Consider the following 17,640-nt stretch of genomic DNA (forward strand, 5'->3'; position numbering starts at 1 on the left):
CCGCATCGATCGGTACAGAAGGATGGGGTCGAGCGTGTGGACGGGACGCCGGCGAGGCCCGCGAGCCGCGATGAGTTCCGCGGCGTCCGGCGGTCGTACTGGCGAACCCGATACCGAGAGGACTTCCGATGCGCAGCGTGACCTACTCGATGAACGTCTCCCTCGACGGCTACATCGTCGGGCCGGACGGCGACTTCAACTGGACGGGGCCCGACGAGGAGGTCTTCCGCTCCTGGATCGACGAGATCCGCGGGCTCGGCGCCCACCTGTTGGGGCGACGGCTGTACGAGACGATGCTGTACTGGGAGGACCCCGCCCGGCACCCCTCGCTCGACGACGCACAGCTCGAGTGGGCCGCGCTCTGGAAGGCGCTCCCGAAGGTGGTGTTCTCCACCACACTGTCGGAGGTGCGGGGCAAGGCCCGGCTGGCCTCCGACGGGCTGGCGGAGGAGATCGCGCGGTTGCGGGCCGAGCCGGGGGAGGGCGACATCGCGATCGGCGGCGCGACGCTGGCGGCCGAGGCGGCCCGGTTGGGGCTGATCGACGAGTACCGGATCAGGGTCTACCCGGTGCTGGTCGGCGGTGGCATCCCGTTCTTCCCCCACCACGAGCGCCGGGTGGACCTCGAACTCGTCGAGACCCGCACCTTCAACTCGAAGGTCGTCTACCTGCGCTACCGCGTGGCGCGTAAGGCGCGGTGACCACGAGCGACGACCCGTGACCTCGGGCGGGCCCGGCCGACCCGCGGGCGCTACGCGGGCAGCGCCACCTCGGTGACCAGGCCGTCCGGCCAGCGCAGCGTGACCAGGTGGTCCGGGCCGACGGTGAGCTCCGGGGCGGCTGGCGACGGCGCGTCCGGGCGGTCCAGGACCACCAGGGCGGCGAGCACCTCGCCGGGTGCCGGCGGGCCGGCGGTGGCCAGCCAGGGTACGGCGGTGTGGCGGCCGAGCGGCGTCACGTCCGTCAACGACGTGACGCCCGACCGGTCGAGGCCGCGCAGGCCGCGCACCGTGGAGCGCAGGCCGCCGCCGACGGCCTGCCCGGCCGTCGCGTCGGGCGGCTCGTCGGCCGTCACCGGCCAGCCGCCCAGGCGGAGGCGGAGGGCGCCGCTCTCGCCCACGACGCGGGCGAGCCGTATTTCGACCCCGTCGCGGAGCACCGAGGCGACGGTCAGCACCGGTCCCGCGACCACCTCGCCGGCGCGGCCGGAACCGTGGTCGGGTCTTTCGTCGGCGCTGGCGTCCACCCAGCGGACCTGGCCGCCGGAGGCCGCGGCCAGCACTCCGCCGGGGAGTTCGCGCGCGTAGTGCGTGACGAAGCCGGCCCGGTGGGTGGCGCGGCCGGCGTGGTCGAGGAGCACCACCGCGTTGTCCAGCGGCTGGGCGGCGGCCGGCCCGACCAGCGGCGGCGCGGTGGCCGTGGAGTAGCCGAGTCTGGCGTACAGCGGCGCGTCGGCCGTCGTCGCGCCGGGCGCGGCGTGGTCGGTGCCGTGGTTGAGGACGAGCGCGATGCCGCTGTCCCGGCGGGCCGAGGCGAGCCAGCCGGGGGCCGCGATCAGCCGGGACCGGTCGCCGGTCTCGATCGGCAGCGGTTCCTCCCGCGCCGTCCACACCGGATGGTCGGCCGGCAGCGCGAGGCCCAGCAGACCCTTGGCCGCCCAGTAGGGCGATCCGGGACCCGAGTAGGACTGCCGCATCGCCGGCCACGCGTGGTGCCAGCCGATGGTCAGCAGACCGCGCCCGTCCGGCGCGCCGTGGTCCGCGAAGTGCCGCAGGACGCCGCTCGCGGCCCGCCGCAGCAGGCCCGGCGGCAGGGCGTCGACGCCGGTGAACGCGGCCGCCCAGAACGGGGCGGCGGCCGCGAACCGGTAGATCAGGCTGCGGCCCTGGAGCAGCGGCGAGCCGTCGGCGCCGAGCAGCCGGACCGCGTCCCGCAGGTAGCGGCCGAGGTCGGCGGCCCAGCGGTCGCGCAGCTCCCGCGGGCACAGGCTGCCGGTGACGTCGAAGAGCTCGGTCCACAGCAGCGGGTAGAGGTGCAGCGCCCAGCCGGTGTAGTGGTCGTAGGCGCGTTCGTCGGCGCCGTCCGAGAGCCAGCCGCCGGGGCGGCGCAGGGTGGCGTGGACGGCCAGGTCCTCCTCGATGTCGGCGGTCGACCAGGGGCCGCCGGCCTCGCGCAGGAAGGACTCCACGACGATCCGGAACCACACCCAGTTGATGGGCGGGTAGGGCTGGCCGACGACGGTGGCCAGCCAGTCCACCGTGCGCTCGCGCACCCCGTCGTCCAGCGCGTCCCACAGCCAGGGGCGGGTGAGTTGGAGGATCAGCGCGATGGAGGCCGCCTCGACCTTGGCCTGGCCGAGCCGGTCGGGGCGCGGCCAGCGCTCGGGGTGGCGCGGGTCGGTGCCCGCGGCCAGGCCGGCCGCGTACCGCTCGATCAACGCGGCCTGGCCGGCGCCGCGTTCGCCCGCGATCCGGAAGCCGGCCAGCAGGAAGGAGCGGGCGAAGCCCTCAAGACCGTCCGAGTCCGGGCCGTAGCGGCTGGCCGGGCCCGGCAGGTCGACCCGGGCGAGACCGGGGGAGCGGTACGGGTCGAGGGCGGCCAGCATCCGGTCGGCGTGCGCGGCCCAGTGCGCCCTGGTCCAGCCGGTGTGCGGGGAGCGCGCCCTGTCCTCCGGCGGGAGATCGGGCAGCCCGGTCACGCCTGCACCGCCAGCGACTCCCTGGTGACCGGGTCGAGCGGCGGCGAACCGGCGGCGTAGCGCTCCAGTTCGTCGAGCGCGGCGGCCGTCATCCGACGGGTCTCGGAGCCGAGCGAGCCGGCGATGTGCGGGGTGAGCACCACGTTGGGCAGGTCGTAGAGCGGCGAGGCGTCGGGCAGCGGCTCGGGCTCGGTGACGTCCAGGATGGCGTGCAACGCGCCTGCGGCGCAGGCGTGTTCGAGCGCGGCGGTGTCGACGAGCGCGCCCCGCGCGGTGTTGATCAGCACCGACTCGGGCGGCAGCGCGGCGAGTTCGGCGGCGCCGATGAGGTGACGGGTCTCCGGCAGCGCGGGCGCGTGCAGGCTGAGCACGTCGGCCCTGGGCAACGCGTCGGCCAGGGTGGCGGGTTCGGCGCCGGCCGCCCGGATGGCGGCCGGTTCGGCGACCGGGTCGACGACCAGTACCCGGGCCACGTCGAGCCGCACCAGCAGCTCGGTGACCCGGCGGCCGACCCGGGAGAAGCCGACCAGCACCACCGTGCGGTCCCGGCCGCTCAGCTCGCCGTGCGTGTCGCGGTAGCTCCAGTCGGTGCGGAACCGGCGCGCCTCGGCGGCCAGGAAGGGCACCTTCTTGAACGCCCACAGCACCGCGGCCAGCGTGTACTGGGCGACCGGCTCGGCGTTGGCCGCGGCGGCGGTGGTGACCAGGATGCCGCGGTCGAACACGGCGTCCGTGACGTGCGGCCGCACCGTGCCGGCCGCGTGCAGCACGGCGCGCAGCCGGGGCGCGGCGGCCAGCACCTCCGTGTCGAGCCGTGGGCAGCCCCACGAGGTGAGCAGCACCTCGGCGGTCGCGAGCCGGCGGCGCGCGGCCGGGGAGCTCAACTCGTGGGCGGCCAGCGGCTCCCCGAGGGTGGCGAGCTCGCCCAGCCTGGCCAGCTCGGCCTCGCCGAACAGGGTGCCGAGCCAGCCGGCGTCCATCACCAGCAGCGTGTCAGGGCGGCGGCGCCGCTCCGGCAGCGTCACCGCACGCTCCCCGCGGCAAGGCCTGAACGCCACTGGCGTTGCAGCACCACGAACGCCACCACCAGGGGGACGACGGCGAGCAGCGATCCGGTGACGACGAGGGGGGTGTACTGCGGGAACTGGGTCACGCGCGCGCTCCACTGGAAGAGGCCGAGGGTCATCGGGAACAGCTTGGGATCCGTCAGCATGACGAGGGGCAGGAAGAAGTTGTTCCAGATGCCCACGAACTGGAACAGCAGGATGGTCACCACGCCGGGCCGCATCATGGGCAGCGCGATGGTGAAGAAGGTGCGCAGCTCGCTGGAGCCGTCCATCCTGGCGGCCTCCAGCACCTCGTCCGGCACCGCGGCCTCGGCGTAGGCGCGGGCCAGGTAGACGCCGAAGGGGTTGGTGAGCAGCGGGATGAACACCGCCCAGAAGGTGTTGACCACGCGCAGTTCCGAGGCCATCAGGTAGAGCGGCAGGGCGAGCGCGGTGGTGGGCACCAGCACCCCGGCGAGGGTGACGGCGAACAGGGCGCGGCGGCCAGGGAAGTCGAGCTTGGCGATGGCGTATCCGCAGGCGGCGCAGATCAGCGCGCCGAGCAGGGAGCCGAGGCCGGCGTAGAGCAGGGAGTTGCGGGCCCAGTCGAGGAAGACGCCGTCCTCCTCGGCGAACAGGTCGCCCAGGTTGGTCCACAGGTTCCAGTCGCCGAGCTCGAAGGCGCCGGTGGTGGAGAAGTCGCCCACCGACTTGGTGGCCGAGGTGACCAGCCAGACCAGCGGCAGCACGCTGTAGAGGGCCGCGATGAGCAGCAGGGCGTGCACCGCGCCCCGGGACATCCAGCGCGACGAAGTCGACGTTCTCATCGGGTCCTCCGGGCGGACAGGCGCATCACCAGCGCCGAGAGCAGGGCCGAGGCGACCGCGAGCAGCAGCGAGGCGGCGGCGGCCCGGCCGTAGTCGTTGCTGATGAAGGCGGCCTCGTAGACGTAGAGGCTGGGGGTCCAGGTGCTGGTGACCGAGGGGGTGAAGTTGCGCAGCACCAGCGGCTCGGTGAAGAGCTGGAGCGAGCCGATGACGGTGAAGACCAGGGCGACGAACATGGTGGGCCTGATCATCGGGACCTTGATGCCGAGCGCGGTGCGGACGGCGCCCGCGCCGTCCACCCGGGCGGCCTCCAGCACCTCGCGGGGCACGGTGCGCAACGCGGTGTAGAAGATGATCATGTTGTAGCCCATCCACTGCCAGGTGGCCATGTTGACGATGGAGGGCAGCACGCCGTCGCTGCCCAGCGGGTCCCAGGGCAGCACGTCGTTGAGCGGGCCGATGTTGGGGCTGTAGAGATAGGCCCAGACCAGGCCCGCGATCACGCCGGGGACGGCGTAGGGCAGGAAGACGGCGAGCGACCAGACCTGGCGGAGCCGGACGGTGGCGGCGTCGAGCAGCAGGGCGAGCAGCAGCGCGCCGCCGAGCATCAGCGGCACGTGGATCAGCGCGTAGAGCGCGACGTTGGCGACGCTGTCGTGGAAGGCGGCGTCGCCGAGGACGTCCCCGTAGTTCTCCAGCCAGACGAAGACGTCGTGCGGCCCGTCGAAGCCGAGCCCGGAGAGGCGCTCGGTGAACAGGCTGAGGTAGAGCGCGTAGCCGACGGGCACCAGCACGGTGCCGGTGAGCAGCAGCGCGAAGGGGGCCACCAGCAGCAGGGTGGCGGGCGAGGTGCGCCGGCGGCGCGGCGCGCCGGGCGCGGCGGAGCCGCCGGCGGACTGGGGGGCGCGGGCGGGCGTGACGACGGTCATGCGGGGCTCCCCTCGCGGACGGACAGGCCCCGCCCGCGCATGCTGGAGACGGCGGCGGCCTGCACCTCGCGGACCGCGTCGGGGATGGTGGTGCCGCCGGTGCTCACCCGGCCGAGGGCGTCGGCGACGGTGGAGAACAGGCCGAGCGCGTTGGGCCCCCACGTCCAGTCGGGGACCCGGGCCGAGGCCTCGTCGAGCACGTCGTAGACGTCGTCGCCGACGAAGAAGTCGTTGGAGACCACCTCGCGGGCGACGTTCCTGATGGGCTGGTAGGCGGGGAACGGCGAGGTGAAGGTGGCGCCGATGCGCGGGTAGTCCTCGCCAGTGCACAGCCAGCGCAGGAAGGTGAGGGCCGCCTCCGGGACCGGGCTCTCCTCGGAGACGCCGAACGCGCTGCCGCCCTGCATCCCGTTGGCCGGCTCGCCGCCCCAGGTCGGCATGGTGGCCACGGCCCAACGCCCGGTGTCGTCGGGTATGGACCGCTTGAGCGTGCCGACGCTCCAGGCCGCGCCGAGCAGGCCCCAGAGCCGGCCCTCGTGCATGCCGGCGATCCAGTCCTGGGTGCCGGTGCCGCCGAAGCCGACCAGGTCGGCGGCTATCAGGTCCTGCCAGTAGGCGGCGGTGCGCAGGGTGCCCTCGCTGGCGACGTCGACCAGCCAGGTGTCGCCCTCGATCCGCCACCACGGGTCGCCGGCGCCCCAGCACATGCCGGCGAAGAAGGAGCCGTCGTTGAGCGGGAAGGTGGTGATCCTGGCGGCCGGGTCGGCCTCCCTGACGGCCTCGGCGGCGACGGCGAACTCGTCCCAGGTGCGCGGCACCGCGATGCCGTGCTCGTCGAAGAGGTCCTTGCGGTAGTAGAAGGCCATCGGGGCGAGGTCCATCGGCACGGCCCAGGTGCGCCCGTCGGGCCGCACCGCGCGCCAGGCGGCGGGGGAGTAGCCGTCGCCCAGGTCGGCGACGTCGTCGGTGATCTCGCGCAGTCCGCCGGTGGCCAGGACCTGGATCAGGCCCTGGTACTCGACGTGCAGGATGTCCGGGGCGTTGTGCGCGCGGATCGCGTTGGTCTGCTGCGCGTAGCCGCCGGAGAGGCCGCCGGCGATCACGTTGAGCTCGACGTGCACGTCCCGCTGGGCGGCGTTGAACGCGGCCACGTACTGGTCCATGCCGGTCAGCCAGGACCAGATGGTGACGCGGGTGGCCCCCGAGGCCGTGGTCCGCGAGGAACAGCCCGCCAGGGCGGTACCGCCCGCGGCGAGCGCCGCGGCGCCGGCCGAGGCGCGCAGCAGCGCGCGTCGCGACCAGCCGGTGTGAAGCGTCATTACTCCATCCCTCCGACGATCCCGTCCGACGGTCCCCGCCAGACGTCACTCCGCCCCTTTGGGAGTGGTGCCGGACACTCCAACCTGTGCGATAGTTCGAGGTCAATCATCCAGAACCAAATCGATCAGAATCGATCAGAAGCGAAGGTGGAGATGGAGGCGGGCGACGGTACGCCGGGGCCCGGCGGTCTGGCCTGGGAGCGGCAGGAGCACATCCTGGCCGCCGTCCGGCGCGCGGGCACCGTGCGCCTGTCCGATCTCGTGCGGCGGCTCGGCGTCTCGGCCGTGACCGTGCGGCGCGACGTCACCGCGCTCGCCGACCGCGGCCTGGTCCGCCGCGTGCACGGCGGCATCACCCTGCCCTACCGCGGCCTCGGCGAGCCCAACCGGGGCGGGCCGCCGGCTGTCTTCGTCGGCATGGTCGTGCCCTCCGCCGAGTACTACTGGCCCGAGGTGATCCAGGGCGCCCAGGCCGCCGTCTCCGCCGAGGGCGGCCGGCTGGTGATGCGCGCCTCCAGCTACGACCCGACCGACGACCGCCGCCAGGTGACCGCCCTGCTGGACCGCGGCATCCAGACGCTGCTGGTGGCGCCCACCATCGCCGGCGCCGCAGGTCTCGAACTGCTGCGCTGGCTCGGCTCCCTGCCCATCCCGGTGGTGCTGGTGGAGCGGCTGCCGCCGCCCGCCCTGCCCACCCTGGCGCTCGACGCGGCCACCACCGCGCACGCGCTGGGCGCCGGGCTCGCCGTGCGGCACCTGGTCACCCTCGGACACCGGCTGATCGCCCTGATCACCTCGCGCTCCAGCCCCACCAGCCGCGCGCTGCGGGCCGGTTGGCGCGAGACCACCGCCTCCCTCGACCTGCCGCCCCACGGCCACCTGGACGTCGACGTGCCCACCTACGGCACCCCCGGCTGGGTCGACGCCTACGACGAGGTGCTGGCCCGCTGCCGGGAGCGCGGGGTGCGGGCGCTGCTCGTCCACTCCGACCGGGAGGCCATCGGCATGGTGGAGCGCGCCCGCGACTCGGGTCTCCGGGTGCCGGAGGAGCTGGCCGTCGTCTCCTACGACGACGAGGTCGCCGCCGCCTCCGACCCGCCGCTCACCGCCGTGCGCCCGCAGAAGCACCGGCTCGGCGCGCTGGCCGCGGAGCTGGCCCTGGCCCGCTTCGCCGACACCGGCGAACGCCCGGTGCACCGCGTCCAGTTGTGGCCCACCCTGATCGTCAGGGAGTCCTGCGGCGGCCAGCAGGCCGAGCCGGTGACCCAGCCGGCCGGGTAGGCCCTAGCCGATGCCGGTCAGCTCCACCATCAGCGGCAGGCCCAGGATGATCACCACCGCGCCCAGCACGTCGAAGCAGAAGCCGGAGCGGATCATGGTGGTGATCGGCACCACGCCCGAGCCGTAGGCGATCGCGTTCTGCGGCGTGGAGACCGGCAGCATGAAGCCGAACGACGCCGCGAACGTCGCCGCGAGCGCCGGCACGAACGGGTCGACGTCCGCCGCCATCGCGATCGGCAGCACGATCGGCACCACCACCGCCGCCGACGCCGTGTTGCTGGTGGTCTCGGACACCAGGATCGCCAGGGCCACCGCGAAGGCGGTGATCCAGAACGAACTGCTCATCCCCAGCGCGTCGTTGGCCTCCGTGCCGATGGTCAGGGCCAGGCCCGTGGACTCCAGCAGCGAGCCGAAGATGATGCCGGTGCCGAACAGCAGGACGGTGCCCCAGTCGATCCGCGCCGCGTCGCTCCAGTTGAGCGTCGCCTCCCGGCGCGCGAAGTTCGTCGGCAGCAGGAACAGCAGCGACGCGCCGAGCACCGCCACGATCCCCTCGTTCAGCCGGCCGCTGACCGTCTCGTACACCGACGAGTCCGTGCCGGCGACCAGCGCCACCACGCCCGGCGTCACCCACAGCACCACCGTGATCCCGAAGGCGATCAGGGTGTTCCACTCGGCCCTGGACAGCCGCCCCAGCTCCGCCCGCTGCTCCGCCACGTACTCCTCGATGCCCTCGATCCGGCGGATCTCCGGGCGGTTGACGAGCAGCAGCACCACCGCGAGCACCACGAACATCAGCGCGCAGATCGGCAGCGCCGTCGCCATCCACTGGGCGAAGGAGATCCGCTCCCCGGTGGCCTCCTCGATCAGCCCGCGACCGATGAGGTTCGGCGGCGAACCCACCGGCGTCAGCAGCCCGCCCACGCTCGCGCCGTACGCCAGCATCAGCACCAGCGCCGCGCCCACCCGCAGCCGGGTCGGGTCGAAGTCCGGCTCGACCAGGCCCCGGTCCTGCAGCAGCTTCGCGATCACCGTCAGGATGCCGAGCGCCGTGGGCATCAGCATCGCCACGGTCGCCGTGTTGGACACGAAGGCCGACAGCACGCAGGTGATCCCGCCGAAGGCGACGATCACGCCCACCGTGGACCTGCCCACGCCGGGCAGCGCCAGGATCCGGAACGCGAACCGCCGCGCGAGGCCGTGCTTGAGCATGGCCTGGGCCAGGATGAACGCCCCGATGAACGTGAAGACGGTGGACGAACCGAACGGTGCCAGCGCCTCGTCCGAGGGCACCACGCCGAGCAGCACGACGCAGCCGACGCCGATCAGCCCGCCCACGGGTATCGGCACCGGCTCGGTCACCCACAGCACCACCACGCCGAGCAGGATCCCGGCCAGGGTCTGCTGGCTCGGCGCCATGTCGAGCGGCAGCGCCAGGAACACCAGCGCGACCAGCGGGGCAAGCCAGAGCCCCGTGGTTCTCCTGGCCCGCTCGAACCTCTCCTCGGCCGGCGAGAGCCGCTGCTCGCCGAGGCTCCGATAGGTCGCGTGGCCCAGCAGGGCCTGCTGTACGTCCGTCCTGGCCTTAGGACCGCTGTCGCCGGTTGTCATGGCGCCACCTCCCAGCTTCGGTGCCCGCCTCGTCGCGGGACACCAAGCAACCTGCCCGCCTTCCGCGCCGGCGTACAGGGGTGGCGCGTGAGAAAGGTGTGCCGCTGCGTCGAGCGCGCAGTGGAGCTGGCGCGTTTCGCGCGCCGCTGGTTAGAGTTCGGGCCACGCGCCCAGCACGGGCTCACGCGGCCGAGAGAGCCGAGAGAGAGCCGAGAGAGAGCGAGGACGGTCGGTTCGATGGCGATCCCAGGCAGCCGCGGCACGCTCAGGTCCCGCGAGCGGCGGGAACAGATCATCAGCCTGGCGACGGACGCCGGGCTGGCGAGCGTGGAGGAGCTGGCCGCCCGCTTCGGCGTCACGGCCTCCACCATCCGCCGCGACCTGACCCAGCTCAGCGCGAGCGGCCGTCTTGCCCGCACCTACGGCGGCGCGATCGCCGTCCCGCACCGCGGCGAGGCGTCGCTCGACCAGCGCGACAGCGAGGCGTTCGAGCCCAAGCGGGCCATCGCCCGCTGGGCCGCCGACCGCGTCGAGACCGGGCAGTCGCTGCTGCTCGACGCCGGCACCACGGTCGCCCTGCTGGCCCGCGCCCTGCCCGCCGGCGCCGTGCTGACCGTCACCACCGCCAGCCTGCCGGTGCTCCATCACGTGCAGCACCGCGACGACATCACCACGCTCTGCCTCGGCGGCCGGCTGCGGGCCCTCAGCGACGCCTTCGTCGGGCCGCTGGCCGAGGCCGCGCTGGAGCGGATGAGCTTCGACGTCGCCTTCCTCGGCGCCGACGGCGTCACCAGCGACGGCGGTCTGTGCGAGGCCGAGCTGGAGCAGACCAGGCTCAAGGAGCTGATGGCCCGCCGCTCCCGCCGGGTCTACGTGCTGGTGCACGCCGCCAAGCTCAACCACCGGCCGTTCCGCGCCTGGGCCCGGCTGGAGACCGACTGGACGCTGGTCACCGACGACGGCGCCCCGCCGTCGGTCGTCGAGGAGTTCAGGGCCGCCGGCCGCGACGTGGTGGTCGTGCCGACCGGCAGGGGCTCCGCCGACGCCGGTTGAGCGCACCGGCTCGGCAACTCCCACGCAATCGTGTCCTTTTGCAAGATTCGAGGAGATGCGTCGTTCTTCTCGTTTGTCCGCCGGCCCGTCGGGCACGCGAATCCTCGTGCCGCTGACCGCAGGCACAGGCGCGGGGACCATGGCATCCGGCGGTCAGGCCAGGGCCCCCGCGTCGACAAGTCGATGAAGACGAGGGGAGCTGTGACCAGATGCCCGTCACCCGCGCACGTGCCGGAACCGCGCGCCGAGCCCACTCCCACCACGACGCCCCCGACACCGCCGCCGCCTTCCGCAGGCTCGCGGTGCTGCCGGACGGGCCACGACACGACCGGCTGCGCGACGAGATCGTCCGCGCCTGGATGCCGATGGCGACCCGACTCGCCCGCCGCTACCGCGACCGCGGCGAGTCGCTGGAGGACCTGGTGCAGGTCGCCCACCTCGGCCTGGTGAAGGCCGTCCACCGCTACGACCCGGACCGTGGCTGCGCCTTCGAGAGCTACGCCGTCCCCACCATCGTGGGCGAGGTGAAGCGGCACTTCCGCGACCACCTCTGGGGCGTGCACGTGCCGCGCCGGGTGCAGGAACTGCGCAACCGGGTGCGCGTGGCCCGCCAGGAGCTGGGCCAGGGGCTGGGCGGCCGGGAGCCCACCGTCGAGGAGATCGCCGAGCGGGCCAGGCTGACCCCCGACGAGGTCCGCACCGGCCTGGAGGCCATGGACTCCTTCACGGTGCTCTCGCTCGACGCCGAGATCGCCGGCACCGAGGAGGGCACGGCGCTGGTGGACACCCTGGGCCGCCAGGAGAGCGGCTTCGACCGGGTGGTGGACCGGGAGTCCGTGCGCTGCCGGCTGCGCGAGCTGCCGGAGCGCGAGCGGTACATCCTCTACCTGCGCTTCTTCCGGGGCATGACGCAGAGCGGGATAGCCGAGCGGGTCGGCGTCTCCCAGATGCACGTCTCCCGGCTGCTGGACCGCACCTGCTCGCGCCTGCGTGAACAGGTGGTGGGCCGCGGTGCAGGATGACCGCATGCCAAGCGCGCACGCCAGGCACGAGACCCCGATGGAGCGGGCCGACCGCAACTTCACGGAGCTGCTGCAGGAACTCCGGGTGACGCAGACGGGGGTGCAGATCCTCTTCGCCTTCCTGCTCACCCTGGCCTTCACCCAGCGCTTCGCCGAGCTGGACGACTTCGCCCGCGCGACCTACGTGACCACGCTGGTGTTCGCGCTCAGCGCGACCGCGTTGTTCACGGCGCCGGCCGCACTGCACCGCGTGCTGTTCCAGCGCGGCGCCAAGCGGCTGATCGTGGTGGTGTCGTCCCGGCTGGCCGCGGCGGGCCTCGTGATGCTCGCCCTGTCGTTCACGGGCGCCCTGCTGCTCGTGGTCGACGTGGTGCTGGGCCGGGCCGCCGGCATCGTGGCCGGCAGCGGGGCCTTCCTGCTCTGCCTCGCGCTGTGGGGCGTGCTGCCCCGCGTGCTGCGCGGACGCGTCGGGTCCCGGCACCGCTGAGCCGGCCCGGGGCCCGGGCCGGTGCCCCCGGTGCCCGCCGCCGCTAGCGGCAGCGGGCACCGGCGTCGGCCGCGGCGCCCGGCTCCTCCCGCCCCGGCTCCCCGTCGGCGCCCTCGACCTCCGCCCTGATTCGCTCGCAGGCGCGGCTGAGCAGCCGGGAGACGTGCATCTGCGAGATGCCGAGCCGGTGCGCTATGTGGCTCTGGGTCATGCCGTGGAAGTACCGCAGGTAGAGGATGTGCCGCTCGCGCTCCGGCAGGGCCCGCAGCGGGTCCCGCACGGACTCCCGGTCGACCACCCGGTCGAAGCCCGGCTCCGGCTCGCCCAGCGTGTCGAGCAGCGAGTAGTCGCCGTCCGAACCAGGTAGTTCCGCGTTCAACGACAGCGTGCTGTAGCTCTCCAACGCCTGCATGCCGGTCCTGACCTCCTCCTCGGTCAGGCCGCTGTGCTCGGCGATCTGCGCCACGCTCGGCCCCCGGTCGTCGAGCCGGTAGCTGAGCTGCCGGCTCGCGGCCCGCACCTGGTTGCGCAGCTCCTGGGTGCGCCGCGGCACGTGCAGGCTCCAGAGGTGGTCGCGGAAGTGCCGCTTCACCTCGCCGACGATGGTCGGCACCGCGTAGCTCTCGAAGGGCCGGCCCCGGCTCGGGTCGTAGCGGTGGACGGCCTTCACCAGGCCGAGCGCGGCGACCTGCTCCAGGTCCTCCAGCGCCTCGCCGCGGTCACGGAACGTGCGCGCCAGCCGGTCGGCCATGGGGATCCACGCCCGCACCACCTCGTCGCACAACTCGTCCCGCTCGGGGCACGGCGGCAACTCCGCGATGCGTGCGAACTCCCTGCTGGTGTCTGGCGCGTCGTCGTGCGGGTGGCGACGGCGTTTTCGGGGCTGTGCGGGTGAGTTCATGTGTGCTCTCCCCGGAGAGGTTGGGCGAACGATTCCGCTCTGTGCTCGCCACGGAAGAGACCTTCTCCACCAGTCTGCCTGCATTTGCGGTCGCGCACATCTCGGCATGAATCGCCCACTAAAGAGTCAAAACAGGAGGTCGTCCCGGCCCGGCAGTAGAACAAGCCGCGCACCCAAAGCGCACACACCGTGACCGGGAGGACGCCCATGGCGACGTTGACGGACACCAGGGACGCCGCACCCGCCCCGCACCGCCGGAGCCCCGGGCGGATCGTCGTCGCCTGGCTGACCACCACCGACCACAAGCGGATCGGAACCCTCTACCTGGTCACGTCCTTCCTCTTCTTCCTGCTCGCCGGCGCCCTCGCCATGGTGATGCGGGCCGAACTCGCCAGGCCGGGACTCCAGCTCGTGACCGCCGAGCAGTACAACCAGGCGTTCACCATGCACGGCACGATCATGATGCTGCTCTTCGCCACCCCGCTCTTCGCCGGCTTCGCGAACTGGATCATGCCGCTCCAACTCGGCGCCCCCGACGTCGCCTTCCCCCGCCTCAACGCGCTCGCCTACTGGATGTACCTCTTCGGCGGACTCCTGGTGGCCGGCTCGCTGCTCACCCCGCAGGGCGCCGCCGCCTTCGGCTGGTTCGCCTACGCGCCGCTGACCGACAGGACCCACTCGCCGGGCGTGGGACCCGACATGTGGATCATGGGGCTCGCGTTCTCCGGCTTCGGCACGATCATGGGCGCGGTCAACTTCGTCACCACCATCGCCTGCATGCGCGCCCCCGGCATGACCCTCTTCCGCATGCCCATCTTCACCTGGAACATCCTGCTGACCAGCGTGATGGTGCTGCTCGCCTTCCCGGTGCTCGCCGGCGCCCTGTTCTGCCTCGCCGCCGACCGCGTCTTCGGCGCCCACGTCTTCGACCCGGCGAACGGCGGCGCGCTGCTGTGGCAGCACCTCTTCTGGTTCTTCGGCCACCCCGAGGTGTACATCATCGCGCTGCCGTTCTTCGGCATCGTCACCGAGGTCATCCCGGTCTTCAGCCGCAAGCCGATCTTCGGCTACCTCGGCCTGATCGGCGCCACCATCGCCATCACCGCCCTGTCGATGACCGTGTGGGCGCACCACATGTTCGCCACCGGCGCGGTGCTGCTGCCGTTCTTCTCCGCCCTGTCGTTCCTCATCGCGGTGCCCACCGGCGTCAAGTTCTTCAACTGGATCGGCACCATGTGGCACGGCTCGCTGTCCTTCGAGACGCCGATGCTGTGGGCCGTCGGCTTCCTCGTCACCTTCCTCTTCGGCGGCCTCACCGGCGTCATCCTCGCCGCCCCGCCCCTCGACTTCCACGTCACCGACACCTACTTCGTCGTCGGCCACTTCCACTACGTGGTCTTCGGCACCGTCGTCTTCGCGATGTTCGCCGGCTTCCACTTCTGGTGGCCCAAGTGGACCGGCCGGATGCTGGACGAACGGCTCGGGAAGATCCACTTCTGGACGCTGTTCGTCGGCTTCCACGGCACCTTCCTGGTCCACCACTGGCTGGGCGCCGAGGGCATGCCACGCCGCTACGCCGACTACCTGGCGGCCGACGGCTACACCACGCTCAACACCATCTCCACCGTCGGCGCCTTCCTGCTCGGCCTCTCCACGCTGCCGTTCCTCTACAACGTGTGGCACACCGCGCGGCACGGCACCCGCGTCACCGGCGACGACCCCTGGGGATACGGCCGCTCCCTGGAGTGGGCCACCTCCTGCCCGCCGCCCCGGCACAACTTCCACGCCCTGCCCAGGATCCGCTCCGAGTCGCCCGCCTTCGACCACCACCACCCCGACATCGCCGGCATGATCCAGCGGCGCGACAAGGAGCCCGGCGGCCACCCGAAGACCCCGCGCCCCGAGACACACCCCGGGGACGACACCGGGCGACGCTGACCGGGACCGCCCGGCGACGGCTCACTCCACGCCCGGTCCCACCAGCTCCACCAGCACGTCCTCCATGGTCACGAAGCCCAGCAGCCGGCCCTTGGCGCTGACCACCGCCGCCAGGTGCGTGACCGCCCGCCGCATCGCCGTCAGCGCGTCGTCCAGCGGGGTGTCGAGCCGGATCTGCACCACGGGATGCGTCGCGTCCCGTGGGAAGGGCCGGTTCCGCGCGGTGGCCGCGAGCGCGTCCTTGACGTGCAGGTAGCCGAGCACCGTGTTGCCCGGGCCGGTCACCGGGAACCGGGAGAAGCCGGAGGAGGCCGCCACCCGCTCCAACTGGCGCGGCGTCACCAGGTGGTCGACGGTCACCATCCGCGCCACCGGCACCACGATCTCCGCCACCGTCCTGGTGCCCAGCTCCAACGCGTCCCGCAGCCGCTCGCTCTCCTCGGCCGCCAGCAGACCCGCGTCGCTGGAGTCCTGCACGAGCCGTACCAGCTCGTCGTCCGTGAACACCGAGGCCACCTCGTCCCGTGGCGTCACCCGCACCAGGCGCAGCAGCGCGTTGGCGATCTCGTTGATCCCGAAGATCACCGGCCGCAGCGCGCGGGTGAGGCCGACCAGCGGCGGCCCCAGCAGCAGCGCCGTCCGCTCGGGCGCGGCCAGCGCGATGTTCTTGGGCACCATCTCGCCCACCAGCATGTGGAGATAGGTCGCCACCGAGAGCGCGATCGCGAAGGCGATCGGATGCACCAGGCCGTACGGCACCCCGATCGCGTCGAACAGCGGCTCGAGCAGGTGCGCCATGGCCGGCTCGGCCACCGCGCCGAGCACCAGCGAGGACGCCGTGATGCCCAACTGCGCGGTGGCCATCTCCGCCGACAGGTGCTGCAACGCCCACAGCACGGTGCGCGCCCCCCGCTCGCCGCGCTCCGCGCGCGGCTCGATCTGGTCGCGGCGCACCGAGATCAGCGCGAACTCGGCCCCCACGAAGAAGGCGTTGGTGACCAGCGTCAGGGCCCCGATGCCGAGCTGCCAGAAGGTCATCGGGCCTCCTCGCCGGTGGCCTCGCCCGGCGCCGGCGGCGCCGTGATCCGCACCCGCTCGGCGCGGTGCCGTGCCGCGGCCAGCACCTCGAGCCGCCAGCCACCCACCTCCACCCGGTCCCCGGCGGCCGGGATCCGGCCCAGCTCCGTGGCCACCAGGCCGGCCAGCGTCTCGTACGGCCCCTCGGGGAACGGCAGGCCGGCCTCCGCCAGCTGGTCGGTCCGCGCGCCGCCGCCCGCCTCCCAGACGCCGGGCCCCGTCCTGGCCAGCTCGGGCACCTCCTCGGGGTCGTGCTCGTCCCTGACCTCGCCCACCACCTCCTCCACGATGTCCTCCAGCGTGACCACCCCGGCCGTGCCGCCGTACTCGTCCACCACCACCGCCATGGAGCGCCGCCCCCGCAGCTCCGCGAGCAGCCGGTCCACCGGCAGGCTGTCCGGCACCAGCGGCGCCTCGGTCGCCAGCTCGGCCACCGGGACGGCGGCCCGCCGCGCCTCGTCCACCGCCAGCACGTCCTTGATGTGCACCATCCCCACCACGTCGTCCAGGCCCTCGTTGTAGACCGGGAACCGGGAGAGCCCCGTGGCCAGCGTCAGGTTCGCGGCGTCGGCCGCGCTCGCCGTGCGGCGCAGCGCGTGCACCGCCACCCGCGGGGTCATCACGCTCTGCGCCGTCAGCTCGCCCAGGTGCAGGGTGCGCACGAACAGCTCGGCCGAGTCCCGGGGCAGCACCCCCTCGGCCGCCGAGTGCCGGGCCAGCGCCACCAGCTCGGGCGGGGTGCGCGCCGAGGCCAGCTCCTCGGTCGGTTCGAGACCGAACCAGCGCACGATGCGGTTGGCCGTCTCGTTGAGGTGCCTGATCAGGGGGGCGAACGTCGCGGTGAAGCCCCGCTGCAGCGGCGACACCGCCCGCGCCACCCGCATCGGGTGGGTGATCGCCCAGTTCTTCGGCATCAGCTCGCCCAGCACCATCAGCACCACCGTGGAGAGCGCGACGCCGAGCCCCACGGCCAGCGTCGACGCCGTCCCCTCCGGCAGCCCGGCCGACCGCAGCGGGCCGCGCAGCAGCGCCGCCAGCGACGGCTCGGCCAGCATGCCGATCACCAGCGACGTCACCGTGATGCCCAGCTGCGCCCCGGAGAGCTGGAACGTCAGCCGGCGCACCGCCTTCAACACGCCCTCGGCCCCCGGCTCGCCGGCCGCCGCCGCCCGCTCGAGCTCGCCGCGCTCCAGCGTGGTCAGCGAGAACTCGGCGGCCACGAAGACCGAACAGGTCAGCGTCAACAACAACGCGACGAGCAGTAGCAGCAGTTCGGTCAGCATGTCGCCCCCCGTCCGAGGTCCGGGAACACTCCCGCGGTCACCTTCTGTGATCGGCTGTGCGAGCCATGGCCTTGAGCCGTTTGTCCGACGCCCCCGCGGGTACCCGGCGCCGGCGGATCTGTCACCCGGTGGCCGCGAGCGAGGACGGAAGGTCAGTACGGGCAGGTC

The 17,640-nt window shown here is 73.1% G+C and carries 15 protein-coding genes; 6 read left to right on the forward strand and 9 right to left on the reverse strand.

What is annotated here, in order from left to right; genetic code table 11:
- Positions 1–128: 128 nt before the first annotated feature.
- Entirely contained in the window at positions 129–701 is a 573-nt protein-coding gene (locus RNC47_RS02685; protein ID WP_311595126.1) for a dihydrofolate reductase family protein, read from the forward strand.
- A 50-nt stretch (positions 702–751) separates the two neighbouring features.
- On the opposite strand, the gene RNC47_RS02690 is transcribed toward RNC47_RS02685, so the two are convergent.
- From RNC47_RS02690 to RNC47_RS02710, 5 genes are read right to left on the reverse strand one after another with little or no spacing between them, the layout of a single operon-like run.
- Entirely contained in the window at positions 752–2,698 is a 1,947-nt protein-coding gene (locus tag RNC47_RS02690; RefSeq protein ID WP_311595128.1) for a DUF2264 domain-containing protein, read from the reverse strand.
- Positions 2,695–3,678 carry a hydroxyacid dehydrogenase gene (locus RNC47_RS02695; RefSeq protein ID WP_394814696.1) on the reverse strand — a complete coding sequence of 328 codons (984 nt, stop codon included), beginning with the start codon at positions 3,676–3,678 and terminating at the stop codon, positions 2,695–2,697. Before RNC47_RS02695 ends, RNC47_RS02690 begins: the two co-directional genes overlap by 4 nt.
- A 41-nt stretch (positions 3,679–3,719) precedes the next feature.
- Positions 3,720–4,571, reverse strand: a complete 852-nt coding sequence (locus RNC47_RS02700; protein ID WP_311595131.1) for a carbohydrate ABC transporter permease — start codon at positions 4,569–4,571, stop codon at positions 3,720–3,722.
- Positions 4,568–5,500 carry a carbohydrate ABC transporter permease gene (locus tag RNC47_RS02705; protein ID WP_311595133.1) on the reverse strand — a complete coding sequence of 311 codons (933 nt, stop codon included), beginning with the start codon at positions 5,498–5,500 and terminating at the stop codon, positions 4,568–4,570. Before RNC47_RS02705 ends, RNC47_RS02700 begins: the two co-directional genes overlap by 4 nt.
- Positions 5,497–6,819 (reverse strand): ABC transporter substrate-binding protein, encoded by a 1,323-nt coding sequence (locus tag RNC47_RS02710; protein ID WP_311595135.1) that lies wholly within the window; start codon positions 6,817–6,819, stop codon positions 5,497–5,499. The genes RNC47_RS02705 and RNC47_RS02710 overlap by 4 nt, the downstream gene beginning before the upstream one ends.
- A gap of 153 nt (positions 6,820–6,972) precedes the next feature.
- On the opposite strand from RNC47_RS02710, the gene RNC47_RS02715 reads away from it, so the two are divergent.
- Positions 6,973–8,100: a substrate-binding domain-containing protein gene (locus RNC47_RS02715; RefSeq protein ID WP_311595589.1), complete on the forward strand. Its 1,128-nt coding sequence runs from the start codon at positions 6,973–6,975 to the stop codon at positions 8,098–8,100.
- Positions 8,101–8,103: 3 nt separating this feature from the next.
- Here the strand turns inward: RNC47_RS02715 and RNC47_RS02720 are convergent, their stop codons facing one another.
- A complete protein-coding gene (locus tag RNC47_RS02720) occupies positions 8,104–9,711 on the reverse strand; it encodes an SLC13 family permease (RefSeq protein ID WP_311595137.1) in 1,608 nt (535 codons plus the stop codon).
- Positions 9,712–9,948: 237 nt separating this feature from the next.
- Here RNC47_RS02720 and RNC47_RS02725 point away from each other — a divergent pair, with 237 nt between their 5' ends.
- The 3 genes from RNC47_RS02725 (at position 9,949) to RNC47_RS02735 (ending at position 12,273) form a co-directional block, all read left to right on the forward strand.
- A complete protein-coding gene (locus tag RNC47_RS02725; protein ID WP_311595138.1) occupies positions 9,949–10,764 on the forward strand; it encodes a DeoR/GlpR family DNA-binding transcription regulator in 816 nt (271 codons plus the stop codon).
- A gap of 209 nt (positions 10,765–10,973) precedes the next feature.
- A complete protein-coding gene (locus RNC47_RS02730; protein ID WP_311595140.1) occupies positions 10,974–11,786 on the forward strand; it encodes a SigB/SigF/SigG family RNA polymerase sigma factor in 813 nt (270 codons plus the stop codon).
- A 4-nt stretch (positions 11,787–11,790) separates the two neighbouring features.
- Positions 11,791–12,273: a DUF6328 family protein gene (locus tag RNC47_RS02735; protein WP_311595141.1), complete on the forward strand. Its 483-nt coding sequence runs from the start codon at positions 11,791–11,793 to the stop codon at positions 12,271–12,273.
- 43 nt (positions 12,274–12,316) lie between these two features.
- On the opposite strand, the gene RNC47_RS02740 is transcribed toward RNC47_RS02735, so the two are convergent.
- Positions 12,317–13,174 (reverse strand): SigB/SigF/SigG family RNA polymerase sigma factor, encoded by an 858-nt coding sequence (locus tag RNC47_RS02740; protein WP_311595142.1) that lies wholly within the window; start codon positions 13,172–13,174, stop codon positions 12,317–12,319.
- A gap of 207 nt (positions 13,175–13,381) precedes the next feature.
- On the opposite strand from RNC47_RS02740, the gene ctaD reads away from it, so the two are divergent.
- On the forward strand, positions 13,382–15,112 hold the full coding sequence (ctaD, locus tag RNC47_RS02745; RefSeq protein ID WP_311595144.1) for an aa3-type cytochrome oxidase subunit I: 1,731 nt from the start codon (positions 13,382–13,384) through the stop codon (positions 15,110–15,112).
- Positions 15,113–15,133: 21 nt separating this feature from the next.
- Here the strand turns inward: ctaD and RNC47_RS02750 are convergent, their stop codons facing one another.
- Both RNC47_RS02750 and RNC47_RS02755 read right to left on the reverse strand, forming a co-directional pair.
- Entirely contained in the window at positions 15,134–16,150 is a 1,017-nt protein-coding gene (locus RNC47_RS02750) for a hemolysin family protein (protein ID WP_311595146.1), read from the reverse strand.
- Positions 16,147–17,469 carry a hemolysin family protein gene (locus RNC47_RS02755; RefSeq protein ID WP_311595591.1) on the reverse strand — a complete coding sequence of 441 codons (1,323 nt, stop codon included), beginning with the start codon at positions 17,467–17,469 and terminating at the stop codon, positions 16,147–16,149. The genes RNC47_RS02750 and RNC47_RS02755 overlap by 4 nt, the downstream gene beginning before the upstream one ends.
- Positions 17,470–17,640: the final 171 nt, after the last annotated feature.

This window comes from Streptomyces millisiae, from assembly GCF_031845425.1.
GTDB classification, from domain to species: domain Bacteria; phylum Actinomycetota; class Actinomycetes; order Streptomycetales; family Streptomycetaceae; genus Streptomyces; species Streptomyces millisiae.

What these genes read in the sequence shown, in the direction of transcription:
- RNC47_RS02730 (WP_311595140.1), top strand. Translation starts at nt 10,974, where the DNA reads ATGCCCGTCACCCGCGCACGTGCCGGAACCGCGCGCCGAGCCCACTCC.
- RNC47_RS02750 (WP_311595146.1), bottom strand. Translation starts at nt 16,150, where the DNA reads ATGACCTTCTGGCAGCTCGGCATCGGGGCCCTGACGCTGGTCACCAAC.
- RNC47_RS02700 (WP_311595131.1), bottom strand. Translation starts at nt 4,571, where the DNA reads ATGAGAACGTCGACTTCGTCGCGCTGGATGTCCCGGGGCGCGGTGCAC.
- RNC47_RS02715 (WP_311595589.1), top strand. Translation starts at nt 6,973, where the DNA reads ATGGAGGCGGGCGACGGTACGCCGGGGCCCGGCGGTCTGGCCTGGGAG.
- RNC47_RS02710 (WP_311595135.1), bottom strand. Translation starts at nt 6,819, where the DNA reads ATGACGCTTCACACCGGCTGGTCGCGACGCGCGCTGCTGCGCGCCTCG.
- RNC47_RS02720 (WP_311595137.1), bottom strand. Translation starts at nt 9,711, where the DNA reads ATGACAACCGGCGACAGCGGTCCTAAGGCCAGGACGGACGTACAGCAG.
- RNC47_RS02695 (WP_394814696.1), bottom strand. Translation starts at nt 3,678, where the DNA reads ATGGACGCCGGCTGGCTCGGCACCCTGTTCGGCGAGGCCGAGCTGGCC.
- RNC47_RS02705 (WP_311595133.1), bottom strand. Translation starts at nt 5,500, where the DNA reads ATGACCGTCGTCACGCCCGCCCGCGCCCCCCAGTCCGCCGGCGGCTCC.
- RNC47_RS02725 (WP_311595138.1), top strand. Translation starts at nt 9,949, where the DNA reads ATGGCGATCCCAGGCAGCCGCGGCACGCTCAGGTCCCGCGAGCGGCGG.
- RNC47_RS02740 (WP_311595142.1), bottom strand. Translation starts at nt 13,174, where the DNA reads ATGAACTCACCCGCACAGCCCCGAAAACGCCGTCGCCACCCGCACGAC.
- ctaD (WP_311595144.1), top strand. Translation starts at nt 13,382, where the DNA reads ATGGCGACGTTGACGGACACCAGGGACGCCGCACCCGCCCCGCACCGC.
- RNC47_RS02735 (WP_311595141.1), top strand. Translation starts at nt 11,791, where the DNA reads ATGCCAAGCGCGCACGCCAGGCACGAGACCCCGATGGAGCGGGCCGAC.
- RNC47_RS02685 (WP_311595126.1), top strand. Translation starts at nt 129, where the DNA reads ATGCGCAGCGTGACCTACTCGATGAACGTCTCCCTCGACGGCTACATC.